Genomic DNA, 17,009 nt, shown 5'->3' with positions numbered 1-17,009 from the left:
CGACATGGGCGCACTCCTGCGGGTGGAAGTTTCGCCATGAGTTGATCACAGCACATGAAGCGAAACGCCACCCTCTGTGGTGGTGGTAATCGCTTATTCAGGCATTCGGTTGTTTTTTCATCATACTAAAAATAAACAACACCGCCGCACACAACACCACCGACGGCCCCGCAGGCGTGTCATAGAATGCCGAAAAGGTTAACCCGCCCGTTACCGCAATCATCCCGATAATCACGGCCACGCCGGCCATCTGCTCCGGCGTGCGGGCAAAACGACGTGCCGTGGCGGCAGGGATAATCAGCAGCGACGTAATAATCAGCGCCCCGACAAACTTCATCGCCACGCCGATGGTTAATGCCGTCACCAGCATCAGCAGCAGCTTAACCCGCTGCAGCTTCACGCCGTCGACGAAGGCCAGGTCCGGGCTGACGGTCATTGCCAGCAGGTTACGCCACTGCCAGAGCAGAATACCGAGTACCACCACCACCCCGATGGCGATGGAAATTAAATCTTCCGGCGTCACGGCAAGCAGATCGCCAAACAGATAGGCCATCAGGTCGACTCGGATATTCGACATCAGGCTTACCACCACCAGACCCAGCGAGAGCGCGCTGTGGGCCATGATGCCAAGCAGCGTATCAATGGCGAGGTGAGGACGTTTCTCCAGCCAGACCAGCCCGGCTGCCAGCAGCAGGGTGACAACAATCACCGCGTAGAAGGGATTAACGTCCAGCAGTAAACCAAAAGCCACGCCCAGCAGGGAGGCGTGCGCGAGGGTATCCCCGAAATAGGACATTCTGCGCCATACCACAAACGAGCCGAGTGGACCCGCGGCGCAGGCAAGCATAATCCCGGCCAGCCAGCCGGGCAGTAATAGTTCAATCATGAGTGTCCATTTCCCCGGCGCAGGACAATTCGTCCCTGTAAATCATGGCGGTGATTATGATGATGACGGTAAATACCCAGCTGTTCAGCGCCGCGAGGGCCAAACATGGAGATAAATTCCGGGTGCATCGAGACCACTTCAGGTGTGCCGGAGCAGCAAATATGATGGTTAAGGCACAGCACTTCGTCCGTTTTCGCCATCACAAGATGGAGATCGTGGGAGACCATCAGCACGGCGCAGTTCAGTTCGCGGCGCAGCTGGTCGATCAAATCATAAAGCGCGACCTGACCATTAACGTCCACACCCTGGGTTGGCTCATCAAGCACCAGCAGCTGCGGGCTGCTCAGCAGCGCACGGGCCAGCAAAACGCGCTGCGTCTCACCGCCGGACAGCTTTTGCAGCGGTGCGTCGATAAGATGGCCCGCCTGCACGCGTTTCAGCGCCGGGAGAATATCGGCTTTACGCGTGCCGGGGCGCAGGCGCAGAAAGCGACTTACCGTCAGCGGCAGGGTGGCGTCCAGGTGTAATTTTTGCGGCACGTAGCCGATCCGCAATTTTTCCTCGCGCGTAATCACACCTTCGTCCGGTGTTACCAGACCCAGCACCACACGTACCAGAGTGGATTTACCAGCGCCATTAGGGCCGAGCAGCGTTAAAATTTTGCCGGGCTTGAGATCCAGCGATACGTCTGAGAGGACGCGGCGCTGGCCGAATGAGACCGAAATATTATCGAGAGAAACCAGTGTCGTCATGTCAATTTAAGCTTGAAGAAGTCAACGGATGTTATAATATCACATTCCACGCATTCACTACGATGACTAGTCGCATTATGTTACATAAAAATACGCTTCTTTTCGCAGCATTATCCGCTGCCCTTTGGGGAACAACCGCACAAGATGTTAACGCTGCCGTTGTCGCTTCGCTAAAACCGCTTGGATTCATCGCATCGGCCATTGCCGATGGCGTAACGGAAACCCAGGTTCTGCTCCCGGATGGTGCATCCGAGCATGACTATTCCTTACGCCCGTCAGATGTAAAACGCTTGCAAAACGCGGACTTAGTTGTCTGGATTGGTCCGGAGATGGAAGCGTTTATGCAGAAATCGGCCAAACAGATTCCAGGCGAAAAACAGGTCGCGATTGCCGGGCTTTCCGGCGTGAAACCGTTGCTAATGAAAGGGGCGGATGACGACGGTGACGAACACGATCATCACGCTGCAGAGGGTGAAAAAGGTGATGGCGATCACCATCACGGCGAGTACAACATGCATCTCTGGCTTTCCCCAGAGATAGCGCGGCTTTCAGCGGTTGCAATCCATGACAAATTAGTGGAACTTATGCCGCAAAGTCGAGCCAAACTAGACGCCAACCTGAAGGATTTTGAGGCACAATTAGCCGCAACCGATAAGCAGGTGGGTAATGAGCTCGCACCGTTGAAAGGAAAAGGGTATTTCGTTTTTCATGACGCCTACGGCTACTACGAAAAACACTATGGTTTGACCCCGCTTGGGCACTTTACCGTCAACCCTGAAATTCAACCTGGTGCGCAGCGTTTACATGAAATCAGAACACAGCTGGTTGAGCAAAAAGCAACGTGCGTTTTTGCTGAGCCACAGTTCAGGCCAGCGGTCGTAGAAGCCGTGGCCAGGGGAACATCCGTGCGCATGGGAACCCTTGACCCGCTAGGTACGAACATCCAGTTGAGCAAAGCGAGCTATTCGCAGTTCCTCAGCCAACTGGCGAACCAGTATGCGAGCTGCCTGAAAGGAGATTAACGAGGAAGTGAATACGTGCAACAGATAGCCCGCTCTGTCGCCCTGGCATTTAACAATCTGCCTCGACCCCACCGCGTTATGCTGGGGTCGCTTACAGTTCTCACTTTAGCGGTCGCCGTCTGGCGGCCCTATGTTTACCACCCGAGTTCTGCCCCTATCATTAAGACCATCGAGCTTGAAAAGAGCGAAATTCGTTCTTTGCTGCCTGAAGCCAGCGAGCCTATCGACCAGGCCGCTCAGGAGGATGAAGCCATCCCGCAGGATGAGCTGGACGATAAAACCGAGAACGAAGCGGGGATCCACGAATACGTTGTCTCTACCGGTGACACGCTGAGCAGTGTGCTCAACCAGTACGGTATCGACATGGGCAATATCAGCCAGCTGGCGGCTGCGGATAAAGACCTGCGTAACCTGAAAATCGGGCAACAGCTCTCCTGGACCTTAACGGCGGATGGTGATCTCCAGCGTTTAACCTGGGAAATGTCCCGCCGCGAAACCCGCACCTACGATCGCACTGCAAACGGTTTCAAAATGACCAGTGAACTGCAGAAGGGCGACTGGGTGAACAGCGTGATGAAAGGCACTGTGGGCGGAAGCTTTGTTTCCAGCGCCCGTGATGCCGGCCTGACCAGCGCTGAAATCAGCGCGGTGATCAAAGCCATGCAGTGGCAGATGGACTTCCGCAAGCTGAAGAAAGGCGATGAGTTCTCCGTCCTGATGTCCCGCGAAATGCTGGACGGCAAGCGCGAGCAAAGCCAGCTGCTGGGCGTGCGTTTGCGCTCTGAAGGCAAAGATTACTACGCTATTCGCGCTGAAGACGGCAAGTTCTATGACCGCAGCGGTACGGGACTTGCGAAGGGCTTCCTGCGTTTCCCGACGGCGAAACAGTTCCGTGTCTCTTCTAACTTCAACCCGCGTCGTCTGAACCCGGTTACCGGGCGCGTTGCGCCACACCGCGGGGTAGACTTCGCGATGCCGCAGGGTACGCCCGTGCTGTCGGTGGGCGATGGCGAAGTGGTGATGGCAAAACGCAGCGGTGCAGCGGGTTACTACGTGGCTATCCGTCACGGTCGTACCTATACCACCCGCTATATGCACCTGCGTAAACTTCTGGTCAAACCGGGCCAGAAAGTGAAACGCGGCGACCGTATCGCGCTTTCCGGCAACACCGGACGCTCTACCGGCCCACACCTGCACTATGAAGTGTGGATCAACCAGCAAGCCGTGAACCCGCTGACGGCGAAACTGCCGCGCACCGAAGGCCTGACAGGTAAAGATCGCTCCGATTACCTGGCGCAGGCGAAAGAGGTGATACCGCAGCTGAGCTTAAACTAAGCCTTTGTTGTGTGAAAAAAGCCGGTGTCAGTATGCACCGGCTTTTTCTTTTGTGCGTGGGCGACTGCCTCGCTACACTATCTGAATAATTTTTTGCGTCACCAGACCCTGGAACCAGCATGGAAACAAAAAAAAATAATATTGAATACATTCCTGAGTTTGAAAAATCCTTTCGCCACCCGCGCAACTGGGGCGCCTGGCTGGGGGTTTACACCTTTGCGGGCATCGCTATGCTGCCTGCCGCGCTGCGCGATCCTGTTCTGGGGAAAATTGGCCGTCTGGCCGGACGTATAGGTAAAAGCGCGCGTCGTCGTGCGCAGATCAACCTCTATTACTGTTTTCCTGAAAAAAGCGATGCCGAGCGCGAGGCCATCATCGATGCGATGTACACCACCGCACCGCAGGCCATGGCGATGATGGCGGAGCTGGCTCTGAAAGGTCCGGAAAAAATCATCGAGCGCGTTGACTGGAAAGGGCTGGAAATCATCGACGAAATGCGTCGCAATGACGAAAAGGTGATTTTCCTCGTTCCTCACGGTTGGGGCGTCGACATTCCGGCGATGCTGATGGCCTCTCAGGGCCAAAAGATGGCGGCCATGTTCCATAACCAGGGCAATAAAATCTACGATTTTGTCTGGAATACCGTACGCCGTCGTTTTGGCGGACGTTTGCATGCGCGAAACGATGGTATTAAGCCGTTTATTCAGTCCGTACGTCAGGGGTACTGGGGCTACTATCTGCCGGATCAGGACCACGGACCCGAGCATAGCGAGTTTGTCGACTTCTTCGCTACCTACAAAGCAACGCTCCCCGCGATTGGCCGCCTGATGAAGGTCTGTCGCGCTCGCGTGATCCCGCTCTTCCCGGTTTACGACGGTAAAACGCATCGTCTGAGCATTGAAGTCCGTCCGCCGATGGACGATTTGCTGACTGCGGACGATCGCACCATCGCACGTCGTATGAATGAAGAGGTGGAACTGCTGGTGGGGCCGCATACCGAACAGTACACGTGGATACTGAAGCTGCTGAAAACGCGGAAGCCGGGAGAGACGGAACCCTATAAGCGTAAAGAGCTGTACCCGAGGAAATAAAATACAGTCACCCCTCTCCCCATAGGGGAGAGGGGATCAGATCTTACTCTACGGTCAGTACGCGAGTGGTGTTGGTTGAGCCGATGGTGCTCATCACGTCACCCTGGGTCACGATGACGATATCACCGGACACCAGGTAACCTTTATCGCGCAGCAGGTTTACGGCATCGTGCGCGGCAGCTACGCCGTCATTGGTGCTGTCGAAATGTACCGGCGTCACACCGCGGTAGAGCGCCGTCAGGTTCAGCGTACGCTCGTGACGTGACATGGCGAAGATCGGCAGGCCGGAGCTGATGCGAGAGGTCATCAGCGCGGTGCGGCCAGATTCGGTCATGGTGATGATCGCCGTAACGCCTTTCAGATGGTTGGCGGCGTACATGGCGGACATTGCAATCGCTTCTTCCACATTGTCGAACTGGATATCCAGACGGTGCTTGGAGACGTTAATGCTTGGGATCTTCTCCGCGCCCAGGCAGACGCGCGCCATTGCGGCCACGGTTTCTGCCGGATACTGGCCCGCCGCGGTTTCCGCAGAGAGCATGACCGCATCGGTCCCGTCCAGCACGGCGTTAGCCACGTCCATGACTTCCGCACGGGTTGGCATTGGGTTGGTGATCATGGATTCCATCATCTGGGTGGCGGTGATCACCGCGCGGTTCAGCTGACGTGCGCGACGAATCAGCGCTTTCTGGATACCGACCAGCTCAGGGTCGCCGATTTCCACGCCCAGATCGCCACGGGCAACCATCACCACGTCAGAGGCAAGGATCACATCGTCCATGGCATCCTGATCGCACACAGCTTCCGCGCGTTCAACCTTAGCGACGATTTTGGCATCACAGCCTGCGTCGCGGGCCAGGCGGCGCGCATAGTTCAGATCTTCGCCACAGCGTGGGAAAGAGACCGCCAGGTAGTCAACGCCGATCTGGGCCGCGGTTACGATGTCCGCTTTGTCTTTCTCGGTCAGGGCTTCCGCAGAGAGGCCGCCGCCCAGTTTGTTGATGCCTTTATTGTTGGAGAGCGGGCCGCCGACGGTGACTTCGGTGAACACCTTCATCCCCTGAACTTCCAGAACCTTCAGCTGGACGCGACCGTCGTCGAGTAGCAGGATATCGCCAGGCACCACGTCAGCCGGCAGGCCTTTATAGTCGATCCCGACTCTCTCTTTGTCGCCTTCGCCTTTGCCGAGGTTGGCATCCAGCAGGAATTTGTCGCCGATATTGAGGAAAACTTTACCTTCTTTAAAGGTTGATACACGAATTTTTGGACCCTGCAGGTCGCCGAGGATTGCGACGTGGCGGCCCAGCTTAGCGGCGATCTCACGCACTTTATCGGCACGCAATTTATGGTCTTCTGGCGTACCGTGAGAAAAGTTCATACGCACCACGTTGGCGCCAGCGGCGATAATTTTTTCGAGATTATTATCGCGATCGGTGGCCGGGCCTAAGGTGGTTACGATCTTGGTTCTGCGAAGCCTTCTGGACATGTAATACTCCGTTGACTGAAACAACTTTGGTGTTGCGTGAACATAGAATCGGCCTTCATCTGCCGCAAGGCAGCAAAGAGGGGACCGAATGCCGAAAATCATTACATCGTAATTATTGGTTACGTCTTCGTTATCTACTTCAGGGAACATCGCTCTTTATAAGCAATTCTTTATCAAAACGCGATTCCTTCAGCGCTTCCTTGACTCGCTTCAAGTTATCCCGGAATTTTGCGCCCCGGCGTAAGGTAAAACCGGTCGCCAGCACGTCGATTACCGTGAGCTGCGCCAGACGGGACACCATCGGCATATACATGTCGGTATCCTCAGGGACATCCAGCGTAATGGCGAGCGTCGCCTCGCGCGCCAGCGGCGTGCCGGCGGTGGTGAGGGCGATCACCATGGCATCGTTTTCACGGGCCAGCTGCGCTAGCTCAACCTGGCTTTTGGTGCGGCCAGTGTGCGAAATCAGTACCACGACGTCATCCTCACTGCAATTCATACAGCTCATGCGTTGCAGCACAATGTCATCGGAATAAATAACCGGTACGTTAAAGCGGAAGAATTTATTCATGGCGTCGTGCGCCACGGCGGCTGACGAGCCAAGTCCGAAGAACGCAATTCGCTTGGCCTGGGTGAGTAAATCCACCGCGCGGTTCACTGAACTCATATCCAGACTTTGGCGAACGTGATCGAGCGTGGCCATGGCCGACTCAAATATTTTCGCCGTGTAGGCATCTACGCTGTCGTCTTCATCCACATTACGATTAACATAGGGTGTGCCGTTCGCCAGACTTTGTGCTAGATGCAGTTTAAAATCAGGAAAGCCGCGCGTTTCCAGACTACGGCAGAAGCGGTTGACCGTCGGTTCACTGACGCCAGCTTCCTGAGCCAGAGCGGCGATGCTTGAATGAATTGCCTGAGCGGGCGCGGCCAGAATGACTTCAGCCACTTTTCGCTCGGATTTGCTAAGGTGTTCCAGTTGATACTGGATTTTTTCAAGCATGTTCATTGTTAACAAGGCGCTCGTGGGGGTGGAAACGATTTCACGCATTGATGAAATCTTGATTCGATTAGCCGATATTACCCCTGTGGCTTCCATAAAGGGTAACAGTCGACAAGATAATGTTGTTGTTTTTTTTCATTACTTGATCGATGTCGGGTTTTGCTATGACCCTGTTGCGCAAATTATCGACGGCTGTTGCGTCATTACGTCGCCGTAATTGGCTGAATGGCGAAAAATCGCCGTATCGCACGAGACGATAAGCGCTAATGGTTTCGGGAATGACGTAAAAGCAGTACAGTGCATTGTAATAAAATTACAACGATACCTGGCAGAAGCACCAGGTGATCCAACTGAGGAGAATGACATGGCGGTAACGCAAACAGCCCAGGCATGTGACCTGGTCATTTTCGGCGCGAAAGGCGATCTTGCACGCCGAAAATTGCTGCCTTCCCTGTATCAACTGGAGAAAGCGGGCCAAATTCATCCGGATACGCGTATCCTGGGTGTAGGGCGCGCCGACTGGGACAAGGACGCTTATACCAAAGTCGTCCGCGAGGCGCTCGAAACTTTCATGAAGGAAAAAATTGATGAAAGTTTGTGGGATACCCTGAGCGGTCGTCTCGATTTCTGCAACCTGGACGTCAATGACGTTAGCGCGTTTTCCCGTCTGGGTGCCATGCTGGATCAGAAAAACCGTGTCACCATTAACTATTTCGCCATGCCGCCAAGCACCTTTGGCGCTATCTGCAAAGGTTTGGGCGAAGCGAAGCTGAACGCCAAGCCGGCGCGCGTGGTGATGGAGAAGCCGCTGGGTACGTCGCTGGCGACCTCGCGTGAAATCAACGACCAGGTAGGCGAGTTCTTTGAAGAGTGCCAGGTCTACCGTATCGACCACTATCTTGGTAAAGAGACGGTACTGAACCTGCTGGCGCTGCGCTTCGCTAACTCCCTCTTTGTGAACAACTGGGACAACCGCACCATCGACCACGTGGAGATTACCGTGGCGGAAGAGGTGGGGATTGAAGGTCGCTGGGGTTACTTTGACCAGGCCGGCCAGATGCGCGACATGATCCAGAACCACCTGCTGCAAATTCTGTGCATGATTGCCATGTCTCCACCGTCTGACCTGACGGCTGACAGCATCCGCGACGCCAAAGTTAAAGTGCTGAAGTCGCTGCGCCGCATCGATCGTTCCAACGTGCGCGAGAAGACCGTGCGCGGCCAGTACACCGCCGGGTTTGCGCAAGGCAAAAAAGTGCCGGGCTATCTGGAAGAAGAGGGCGCGAACAAGACCAGCAACACCGAGACCTTTGTGGCGATCCGCGTGGATATCGACGACTGGCGCTGGGCGGGCGTTCCGTTCTACCTGCGTACCGGTAAACGTCTGCCGACGAAATGTTCCGAAGTTGTCGTCTACTTCAAAAACCCTGAGCTGAACCTGTTCAAAGAGTCCTGGCAGGAGCTGCCCCAGAATAAGCTGACCATTCGTCTGCAGCCGGACGAAGGGGTGGATATCCAGATCCTCAACAAAGTACCGGGCCTGGATCATAAGCACAACCTGCAGACCACCAAGCTGGATCTGAGCTACTCCGAAACGTTCAACCAGACGCACCTGGCGGATGCCTACGAGCGTCTGCTGCTGGAAACCATGCGCGGTATCCAGGCGCTGTTCGTACGTCGCGACGAAGTGGAAGAGGCGTGGAAATGGGTCGACTCCATCACCGAAGCCTGGGCTGCCGATCAGGATGCACCAAAACCGTATCAGGCGGGTACCTGGGGGCCGGTCGCGTCGGTGGCGATGATCACCCGCGATGGTCGCTCCTGGAACGAGTTTGAGTAGGATTATCCACTAGCCCAAAAGTGTTATTTTACCGGTAACATGATCTAACACAGCTCGTGGCACAATTTTTATACTTTTAAGCTCCGCGTGGATTCACCCGCGGAGCTTTTTTTATTACACTGCCGGAAGTGATTTTGCCCCTGAGCTCCGGACAGCAAGCGTTTCAGCGTTGTTAACAACTGCCAGCGACTTTGTAGACTCCCGGGCCCGGACAGATAAATTAAAGGAGCTTTTATGAATCCTGTATTGTTACGCGTAACACAACGCATTATCGAGCGCTCGAAAGAGACCCGTTCGGCCTACCTCGCCCGGATTGAACAGGCGAAGAGCAACACCGTTCACCGCTCCCAGCTGGCCTGCGGTAACCTGGCGCACGGCTTCGCCGCCTGCCAGCCCGATGACAAAGCCTCCCTGAAAAGCATGTTGCGTAACAATATCGCTATTATTACTTCCTATAACGATATGCTCTCCGCACACCAGCCCTATGAGGTCTATCCCAACATCATTCGCAAGGCGCTGCACAGCGTAAACGCGGTGGGTCAGGTCGCGGGCGGCGTGCCGGCGATGTGCGACGGCGTGACGCAGGGGCAGGACGGTATGGAGCTGTCACTGCTGAGCCGCGAAGTAATTGCAATGTCCGCGGCGGTGGGCCTGTCACACAACATGTTTGATGGCGCGCTCTATCTCGGCGTCTGCGACAAAATCGTCCCGGGCCTGGTGATGGCGGCGCTGTCATTTGGTCACCTGCCCGCCATCTTTGTGCCATCCGGCCCGATGGCGAGCGGTCTGCCAAACAAAGAAAAAGTGCGCATCCGCCAGCTGTATGCGGAAGGGAAAGCGGATCGTCAGGCGCTGCTGGAGGCCGAAGCGGCCTCCTACCATGCGCCGGGAACCTGTACGTTCTACGGCACAGCCAATACCAACCAGATGGTGGTGGAGTTTATGGGGATGCAGCTTCCGGGTTCGTCCTTCATCCAGCCGGATGCGCCGCTGCGTCAGGCGCTGACCGAGGCCGCGGCCCGTCAGGTGACGCGTCTGACCGGAAACGGCAATGAATGGATGCCGATGGGCAAAATGGTCGACGAAAAAGTCATCGTCAACGGCATCGTCGCCCTGCTGGCCACCGGCGGCTCGACCAACCACACCATGCACCTCGTGGCCATGGCGCGCGCGGCGGGCATTCTGATTAACTGGGATGACTTCTCCGACATTTCCTCCGTGGTGCCGCTGATGGCTCGCCTGTACCCGAACGGCCCGGCGGACATCAACCACTTCCAGGCCGCGGGCGGCGTCCCGCTGCTGATGCGCGAGCTGCTGAAAGGCGGTCTGCTGCATGAAGACGTGAACACCGTAGCCGGATTTGGCCTGCAGCGCTACACCCAGGAGCCGTGGCTGAACAACGGCGAGCTGGACTGGCGCGACGGGGCAACCGCGTCTCTGGATCCGCAGGTGATTGCCACTATCGACAAACCTTTCTCCCACCACGGCGGTACCAAGGTACTGAGCGGTAACCTCGGTCGTGCGGTGATGAAAACGTCTGCCGTGCCGGAAGAGAACCAGGTTATCGAGGCCCCGGCGGTGGTGTTTGAAAGCCAGCACGACGTGTTGCCTGCCTTTGACGCCGGTCTGCTTGATAAAGACTGCGTGGTGGTGGTGCGTCACCAGGGGCCTAAAGCGAACGGCATGCCAGAATTACATAAACTTATGCCACCACTTGGTGTATTATTGGACCGCCGTTTCAAAATTGCGTTAGTGACCGATGGCCGCCTCTCAGGCGCATCCGGCAAAGTGCCTTCCGCCATCCACGTCACGCCTGAAGCCTACGACGGCGGCTTGCTGGCAAAAGTGCGCGACGGCGACATGATCCGCGTGAACGGCCAGACAGGCGAGTTAACCCTGCTGGTGGATGACGCCGAGCTGGCGGCACGTCAGCCCCATATTCCTGACCTGAGCGCATCGCGCGTGGGGACCGGACGCGAAATGTTCAGCGCGCTGCGTGAGAAACTCTCCGGTGCAGAGCAGGGCGCAACCTGTATTACGTTTTAAGACGACTTGATTTTAACGATCTGGCGAGAGAGAACTCTGATGAAAAACTGGAAAACAAGTGCAGAAGCAATCCTGACCACTGGCCCTGTCGTGCCGGTTATCGTGGTAAACAAGCTGGAGCACGCTGTGCCAATGGCGAAAGCGCTGGTTGCGGGCGGCGTTCGCGTTCTGGAAGTGACCCTGCGTACCGCCTGCGCGATGGATGCCATCCGCGCCATTGCTAAAGAAGTGCCGGATGCCATCATCGGTGCGGGTACCGTTCTCAACGCGCAGCAGTTGGCGGAAGTAACCGAAGCTGGCGCACAGTTTGCCATCAGCCCGGGCCTGACCGAGCCGCTGCTGAAGGCCGCGACAGAAGGCACGATTCCTTTGATCCCGGGCATCAGCACCGTTTCAGAACTGATGCTGGGCATGGACTACGGTCTGAAAGAGTTCAAATTCTTCCCGGCAGAAGCTAATGGCGGTACTAAAGCGCTGCAGGCGATTGCGGGTCCCTTCTCTCAGGTACGTTTCTGCCCGACTGGGGGTATCTCTCCGGCGAACTACCGCGACTACCTGGCGCTGAAAAGCGTGCTGTGCATCGGTGGCTCATGGCTGGTACCGGCGGATGCGCTGGAAGCGGGCGACTGGGATCGCATCACGAAACTGGCTCGCGAAGCGGTTGAAGGCGCGAAGCAGTAACTTATTCGCAGCATGAAAAACGGGCCTTTCGGCCCGTTTTTTCTATCCTGCTATCTTAACGTTCGCTGCCGCCGCTTTTGCTCTTGCTACGGCCTCGTCAACCTTATCCCCGATGGCTAACGCCACGCCCAGACGACGCGTGCCGTCGATCTCCGGCTTGCCGAACAGACGGACCTGCAGGCCTGCGCCAACCGCACCTTCGACGTTATCAAACGTCACATTCTGGCTGGTCAACTGTGGCAGGATCACCGCCGAGGCCGCCGGGCCGTACTGACGGATGCCGCCAACCGGCAGGTCGAGGAAGGCGCGCACGTGCAGGGCGAACTCGGAGAGATCCTGCGAAATGAGCGTAACCATCCCGGTGTCATGCGGGCGAGGGGAGACTTCGCTGAAAATCACCTCGTCACCGCAAACGAACAGTTCCACGCCGAACAGGCCGTAGCCGCCCAGGGCCAGAACGGTTTTACGGGCAATCTCCCGGGCACGCTCCAGCGCCAGGGGGCTCATCTGCTGCGGTTGCCAGGATTCGCGGTAATCGCCATCTTCCTGACGGTGACCTATCGGGTCGCAGAAATGGACGCCGTCCACGGCGCTGACGGTGAGCAGAGTGATTTCGAAATCAAACTTCACCACGCCTTCGACAATGACGCGACCGGCACCGGCACGGCCACCCTGTTGCGCATAATCCCACGCGCTATCCAGCGCGCTGCTGTCGCGAATAAAGCTCTGACCTTTACCGGAAGAGCTCATCACCGGCTTAATGATGCACGGGTAGCCAATCTCCTCGACGGCCTGCAGGAATGCGGTTTTGTCGCCCGCAAAACGGTAGCGTGAGGTCGGCAGCCCCAGCTCCTCCGCCGCCAGGCGGCGAATGCCTTCACGGTTCATGGTCAGTTTTGCCGCTCTGGCGCAGGGCACCACGCGCTGGCCTTCCTGCTCAAGCGCGATCAGCGTATCGGTTGCGATAGCTTCAATTTCCGGCACGACGTAATCCGGTTTCTCCTGCATGATGAGCGTACGCAGGGCATCGCCGTCCAGCATGTTAATCACATAAGAACGATGGGCGACGTGCATGGCGGGCGCGTCAGCGTAGCGGTCTACGGCAATCACTTCCACCCCTAAGCGCTGACACTCAATGGCGACTTCTTTACCCAGTTCACCCGATCCCAACAGCATCACGCGCGTCGCCGCAGGCCGCAGCGCGGTTCCTAAACGAGTCATAATATTCCCCCTGAAAAAGATGCGCGCAGTATAAACGAAAACGTTTGCGTCTGTCTTGCGCAGGGCAAAAAGGCAGATGAGAAATTTGCGCTTCTTTAGCCTTAGCGGACATTTCCTGACGCCTGCTCGCATACGCTGTGGAAAATGTTAACCGTTAAGCGAGGGAATCCATGTCAGGCTGGTTAAATCAACTGCAATCCATGTTAGGACAGAAAACGTCAGGTTCCGGCGAGCAGGGGCTGAGCAAGCTGCTGGTACCGGGGGCACTCGGCGGGCTGGCAGGGCTGCTGGTTGCCAATAAATCCTCACGCAAGCTGCTGGCGAAGTACGGTACCGGCGCGCTGCTGGCCGGTGGTGGTGCCATCGCTGGCACCGTGCTGTGGAACAAATACAAGGATAAAGTGCGGGCGGCGCACCGCGATGAACCTCACTATGGCGAGCATACTTCTCCGCTGGATTTGCGCACGGAGCGGCTTATTCTCGCGCTGGTGTTTGCCGCCAAAAGCGACGGGCACATTGATGATAAAGAGAGAGCGGCTATCGAACAGCAGTTGCGCGAAGCCGGGGTTGAAGAGCAGGGCAGAACGCTGGTGGCTCAGGCCATTGAGCAGCCGCTCGATCCGCAGCGTCTGGCGCTGAACGTGAAAAATGAGGAAGAAGCGCTGGAACTTTATTTCCTCAGCTGTGCCGCCATCGATATCGATCACTTTATGGAACGCAGCTATCTCAACGCCCTCGGCGATGCGCTGAAAATCCCTCAGGACGTACGCGAAGGGATAGAAAAAGATATCCGGGAGCAAAAACAGACGCTACAGGGCTAACTCTCGCCCCGGTGGTCATGTTTCGCTTGCATCATGCGCGGGTTTTGCCAACCTTATAGGGTGTAAAACTCAAAAGAATGATGACATGCCACCGAAAGCCCGACGTACTCCTTATGCGATCGTCACGCATGGCGATACGCGTATAGATAATTACTACTGGCTCCGGGATGATTCGCGTTCCCGGCCAGAGGTGCTCGACTACCTGCACGAAGAAAACGACTATGGTCGCAAGGTCATGTCCAGCCAGCAGGCGCTTCAGGACCAGCTGCTGAACGAAATGGTGCAGCGCATTCCCCAGCGCGATATCTCCGCGCCGTGGACCAAAAACGGCTATCGCTATCGCCATATTTACGAGCCCGGCAATGAGTATCCCATCTATCAGCGACAGTCGGTATTAAGCGCCGAGTGGGATGAATGGGACATTCTGCTGGATGCGAACCAGCGAGCCGCCCACAGCGAGTTTTATACCCTGGGCGGCATGTCCATCTCCCCGGACAACACCATAATGGCGCTGGCGGAGGATTATCTCTCCCGTCGCCAGTACGGCCTGCGTTTTCGCAATCTGGAAACCGGCAACTGGTATCCGGAAATGCTGGAAAATGTCTCCCCGGATTTTGTCTGGGCGAACGATTCCGAGACGGTCTACTACGTCAAAAAGCATGCTTCCACGCTGCTGCCTTATCAGGTGTGGCGCCATACCGTAGGCACGGACTCAGCCGATGACGAGCTGGTCTATGAAGAGAAAGACGAAACGTTTTATGTCAGCCTGCATAAAACCTCCTCGCGCCACTATGTGATTATCTTCCTGGCCAGCGCCACCACCTCGGAAGTACTGCTTCTGGATGCCGAACTGCCTGATGCCCAGCCGCTCTGCTTCCTGCCGCGCCGCAAGGATCACGAGTACAGCCTGGATCACTTCCAGCACAGCTTTTATCTGCGTTCGAATCGCGAGGGCAAAAACTTTGGTCTGTACAAAACCAAGGTGCGCGACGAGCGCAAGTGGGAGGTGCTTATCCCCGCGCGGGATCAGGTGATGCTGGAAGGGTTCACGCTGTTTACCGACTGGCTGGTGGTGGAAGAGCGTCAGCGGGGGCTGACCAGCATCCGGCAGATCAACCGTAAAACGCGTGAGGTGATTGGGATTGCGTTCGACGATCCGGCCTACGTCACGTGGATCGGCTTCAACCCTGAACCCGAATCGTCGCGGCTGCGCTACGGCTACTCATCCATGACCACTCCGGATACGCTCTTCGAGCTGGATATGGATACCGGACAGCGCCAGGTGCTTAAGCAAACCGAAGTGAAGGGCTTTGATTCCGACAATTATCGCAGCGAACACCTGTGGGTCACCGCGCGCGACGGCGTTGAGGTCCCGGTTTCGCTCGTTTATCACAAGGCGCATTTTCAGAAAGGTAAAAATCCGATCCTGGTCTACGGCTACGGCTCCTATGGCTCCAGCATGGATGCTGACTTCAGCAGCAGCAGATTAAGCCTGCTCGATCGCGGCTTTGTTTTCGCTATTGCCCACATTCGCGGCGGCGGCGAGCTGGGGCAGCACTGGTATGAAGACGGGAAATTCCTGAAAAAGAAAAACACCTTCAACGACTATCTCGACGTCTGCGATGCGTTAATTGAACAAGGTTATGGCGATCCGCAGCTCTGCTTCGGCATGGGCGGCAGCGCGGGCGGAATGTTGATGGGTGCCGTCATCAATCAGCGCCCCGATCGCTTTAAGGGCATTGTTGCGCAGGTTCCGTTTGTTGATGTGGTGACAACCATGCTCGATGAGTCCATTCCGCTGACGACCGGGGAGTTTGAGGAGTGGGGTAACCCGCAGGATGAAGCCTATTATCGCTATATGAAAGAGTACAGCCCGTACGATAACGTGGAAGCGAAAGCGTACCCGCACATGCTGGTGACGACCGGTTTGCACGATTCACAGGTGCAATACTGGGAACCGGCAAAATGGGTGGCAAAGCTGAGGGAACTGAAAACCGATGACAACCTGCTGCTGCTCTGTACCGATATGGACTCCGGGCACGGGGGGAAATCGGGGCGATTCAAATCTTACGAAGGGGTGGCCCTGGAGTATGCCTTTTTGATTGGCCTGGCGCAGGATACGCTGCCAGGCCGCGCGCAGCGTTAAGCTTCGCCCAGATAATGTTTCAGGGTTAAGCGCAGTTCCGGGCTCATTTTGTCGAGGTTGTTGTACAGCCAGCGCAGATAGCCCGGATCTTTATCCGCAATATCCGATACCGCTCTCCCGCGGTATTTGCCGAAGGTAAACGTCGTCAGCAGCGCAGGGCGGCCGGTGATGGTTGCCATATCATCCGGCGTCCAGCCGGAGATATTCATAATGTCGATGAGCAGCGCGGCGGTGATATAGCAGTCATACAGGGCGCGGTGATGGTGCAGCCCTTCAGGGGTTCTGACGCTGAGCTTACGGGATTTATACAGCGCCATATTGCTGTATTTGATCCCCGGCCAGAGGCGACGCGCCAGCTTCATGGTGCAAATCCACTCCCCGGGCATTTCGGGGAGTACCCGGCGGTCAAAGCTGGCGTTGTGGGCAACGTACCACGGGCTGCCGTAGTAGTGCGGGATAACGTCCTCTATCCAGGGTTTATCCGCCACCATTGATTCTGTAATGCGATGGATAGCCATGGCCTGTGGGCTAATAGGGCGATCGGGACGCACCAGATGGCTCATCGGGTTGACTATTTTTCCATCAACCACGTCGACCGAGGCCACTTCCACAATTCCGCCCTGAAGATCGCAAGTTTCGGTATCAATGACGCGCAGCATGAAAATCTCCTGAGCTTAAA

At 56.4% G+C, this 17,009-nt stretch carries 14 protein-coding genes; 8 read left to right on the top strand and 6 right to left on the bottom strand.

Annotated features, from left to right (window positions below; translation table 11 throughout):
- Positions 1-97 precede the first annotated feature (97 nt).
- Complete coding sequence (gene znuB / locus V1603_RS17340) at positions 98-886, bottom strand: zinc ABC transporter permease subunit ZnuB (RefSeq protein WP_116339092.1); 789 nt, start codon at positions 884-886, stop codon at positions 98-100.
- Positions 883-1,638 carry a zinc ABC transporter ATP-binding protein ZnuC gene (gene znuC, locus V1603_RS17335; protein ID WP_014884314.1) on the bottom strand — a complete coding sequence of 252 codons (756 nt, stop codon included), beginning with the start codon at positions 1,636-1,638 and terminating at the stop codon, positions 883-885. The genes znuB and znuC overlap by 4 nt, the downstream gene beginning before the upstream one ends.
- Positions 1,639-1,715: 77 nt before the next feature.
- Here znuC and znuA point away from each other — a divergent pair, with 77 nt between their 5' ends.
- From znuA to lpxM, 3 genes are all read left to right on the top strand, one after another.
- Positions 1,716-2,660 (top strand): zinc ABC transporter substrate-binding protein ZnuA, encoded by a 945-nt coding sequence (gene znuA / locus V1603_RS17330; RefSeq protein ID WP_162874936.1) that lies wholly within the window; start codon positions 1,716-1,718, stop codon positions 2,658-2,660.
- A gap of 15 nt (positions 2,661-2,675) precedes the next feature.
- Positions 2,676-3,995: a murein DD-endopeptidase MepM gene (mepM, locus tag V1603_RS17325; RefSeq protein ID WP_116339096.1), complete on the top strand. Its 1,320-nt coding sequence runs from the start codon at positions 2,676-2,678 to the stop codon at positions 3,993-3,995.
- Positions 3,996-4,114: 119 nt separating this feature from the next.
- A complete protein-coding gene (lpxM, locus tag V1603_RS17320; RefSeq protein ID WP_163329870.1) occupies positions 4,115-5,086 on the top strand; it encodes a lauroyl-Kdo(2)-lipid IV(A) myristoyltransferase in 972 nt (323 codons plus the stop codon).
- A gap of 43 nt (positions 5,087-5,129) precedes the next feature.
- Here lpxM and pyk read toward each other — a convergent pair whose 3' ends face one another.
- Complete coding sequence (gene pyk / locus V1603_RS17315; protein ID WP_116339098.1) at positions 5,130-6,572, bottom strand: pyruvate kinase; 1,443 nt, start codon at positions 6,570-6,572, stop codon at positions 5,130-5,132.
- Between the two features lie 139 nt (positions 6,573-6,711).
- Positions 6,712-7,581 (bottom strand): MurR/RpiR family transcriptional regulator, encoded by an 870-nt coding sequence (locus V1603_RS17310; protein ID WP_028013615.1) that lies wholly within the window; start codon positions 7,579-7,581, stop codon positions 6,712-6,714.
- Between the two features lie 358 nt (positions 7,582-7,939).
- Here V1603_RS17310 and zwf point away from each other — a divergent pair, with 358 nt between their 5' ends.
- The 3 genes from zwf to kdgA all read left to right on the top strand — a co-directional run bounded on the left by zwf (position 7,940) and on the right by kdgA (position 12,142).
- Entirely contained in the window at positions 7,940-9,415 is a 1,476-nt protein-coding gene (gene zwf / locus V1603_RS17305; RefSeq protein WP_116339100.1) for a glucose-6-phosphate dehydrogenase, read from the top strand.
- Positions 9,416-9,649: 234 nt separating this feature from the next.
- Positions 9,650-11,461 (top strand): phosphogluconate dehydratase, encoded by a 1,812-nt coding sequence (edd, locus tag V1603_RS17300; protein ID WP_041909456.1) that lies wholly within the window; start codon positions 9,650-9,652, stop codon positions 11,459-11,461.
- Between the two features lie 39 nt (positions 11,462-11,500).
- The gene (gene kdgA, locus V1603_RS17295) at positions 11,501-12,142 is read left to right on the top strand and encodes a bifunctional 4-hydroxy-2-oxoglutarate aldolase/2-dehydro-3-deoxy-phosphogluconate aldolase (RefSeq protein WP_014884307.1); all 642 of its coding nucleotides are present in this window, start codon (positions 11,501-11,503) and stop codon (positions 12,140-12,142) included.
- A gap of 42 nt (positions 12,143-12,184) precedes the next feature.
- Here kdgA and purT read toward each other — a convergent pair whose 3' ends face one another.
- Positions 12,185-13,363, bottom strand: coding sequence for a formate-dependent phosphoribosylglycinamide formyltransferase (gene purT, locus V1603_RS17290; protein ID WP_395313011.1), 1,179 nt, complete (start codon positions 13,361-13,363; stop codon positions 12,185-12,187).
- Positions 13,364-13,533: 170 nt separating this feature from the next.
- On the opposite strand from purT, the gene V1603_RS17285 reads away from it, so the two are divergent.
- Together V1603_RS17285 and ptrB are read left to right on the top strand one after the other, a co-directional pair.
- On the top strand, positions 13,534-14,184 hold the full coding sequence (locus tag V1603_RS17285) for a tellurite resistance TerB family protein (RefSeq protein ID WP_116339104.1): 651 nt from the start codon (positions 13,534-13,536) through the stop codon (positions 14,182-14,184).
- 85 nt (positions 14,185-14,269) lie between these two features.
- On the top strand, positions 14,270-16,330 hold the full coding sequence (ptrB, locus tag V1603_RS17280) for an oligopeptidase B (RefSeq protein ID WP_116339105.1): 2,061 nt from the start codon (positions 14,270-14,272) through the stop codon (positions 16,328-16,330).
- On the opposite strand, the gene exoX is transcribed toward ptrB, so the two are convergent.
- Positions 16,327-16,989 (bottom strand): exodeoxyribonuclease X, encoded by a 663-nt coding sequence (gene exoX / locus V1603_RS17275; protein WP_116339107.1) that lies wholly within the window; start codon positions 16,987-16,989, stop codon positions 16,327-16,329. The genes ptrB and exoX overlap by 4 nt on opposite strands.
- Between the last annotated feature and the right edge of the window lie 20 nt (positions 16,990-17,009).

It is taken from the genome of Enterobacter sp. ECC-219, assembly GCF_043966805.1.
Classification (GTDB): Bacteria; Pseudomonadota; Gammaproteobacteria; order Enterobacterales; family Enterobacteriaceae; genus Enterobacter; species Enterobacter cloacae_N.
Note: the sequence above shows the minus strand (reverse complement) of the source record. Positions and strands in the feature narration are given on the sequence as shown.

What these genes read in the sequence shown, in the direction of transcription:
- pyk (WP_116339098.1), bottom strand. Translation starts at nt 6,572, where the DNA reads ATGTCCAGAAGGCTTCGCAGAACCAAGATCGTAACCACCTTAGGCCCG.
- V1603_RS17310 (WP_028013615.1), bottom strand. Translation starts at nt 7,581, where the DNA reads ATGAACATGCTTGAAAAAATCCAGTATCAACTGGAACACCTTAGCAAA.
- ptrB (WP_116339105.1), top strand. Translation starts at nt 14,270, where the DNA reads ATGCCACCGAAAGCCCGACGTACTCCTTATGCGATCGTCACGCATGGC.
- kdgA (WP_014884307.1), top strand. Translation starts at nt 11,501, where the DNA reads ATGAAAAACTGGAAAACAAGTGCAGAAGCAATCCTGACCACTGGCCCT.
- purT (WP_395313011.1), bottom strand. Translation starts at nt 13,363, where the DNA reads ATGACTCGTTTAGGAACCGCGCTGCGGCCTGCGGCGACGCGCGTGATG.
- lpxM (WP_163329870.1), top strand. Translation starts at nt 4,115, where the DNA reads ATGGAAACAAAAAAAAATAATATTGAATACATTCCTGAGTTTGAAAAA.
- zwf (WP_116339100.1), top strand. Translation starts at nt 7,940, where the DNA reads ATGGCGGTAACGCAAACAGCCCAGGCATGTGACCTGGTCATTTTCGGC.
- znuC (WP_014884314.1), bottom strand. Translation starts at nt 1,638, where the DNA reads ATGACGACACTGGTTTCTCTCGATAATATTTCGGTCTCATTCGGCCAG.
- V1603_RS17285 (WP_116339104.1), top strand. Translation starts at nt 13,534, where the DNA reads ATGTCAGGCTGGTTAAATCAACTGCAATCCATGTTAGGACAGAAAACG.
- znuB (WP_116339092.1), bottom strand. Translation starts at nt 886, where the DNA reads ATGATTGAACTATTACTGCCCGGCTGGCTGGCCGGGATTATGCTTGCC.
- edd (WP_041909456.1), top strand. Translation starts at nt 9,650, where the DNA reads ATGAATCCTGTATTGTTACGCGTAACACAACGCATTATCGAGCGCTCG.
- znuA (WP_162874936.1), top strand. Translation starts at nt 1,716, where the DNA reads ATGTTACATAAAAATACGCTTCTTTTCGCAGCATTATCCGCTGCCCTT.
- exoX (WP_116339107.1), bottom strand. Translation starts at nt 16,989, where the DNA reads ATGCTGCGCGTCATTGATACCGAAACTTGCGATCTTCAGGGCGGAATT.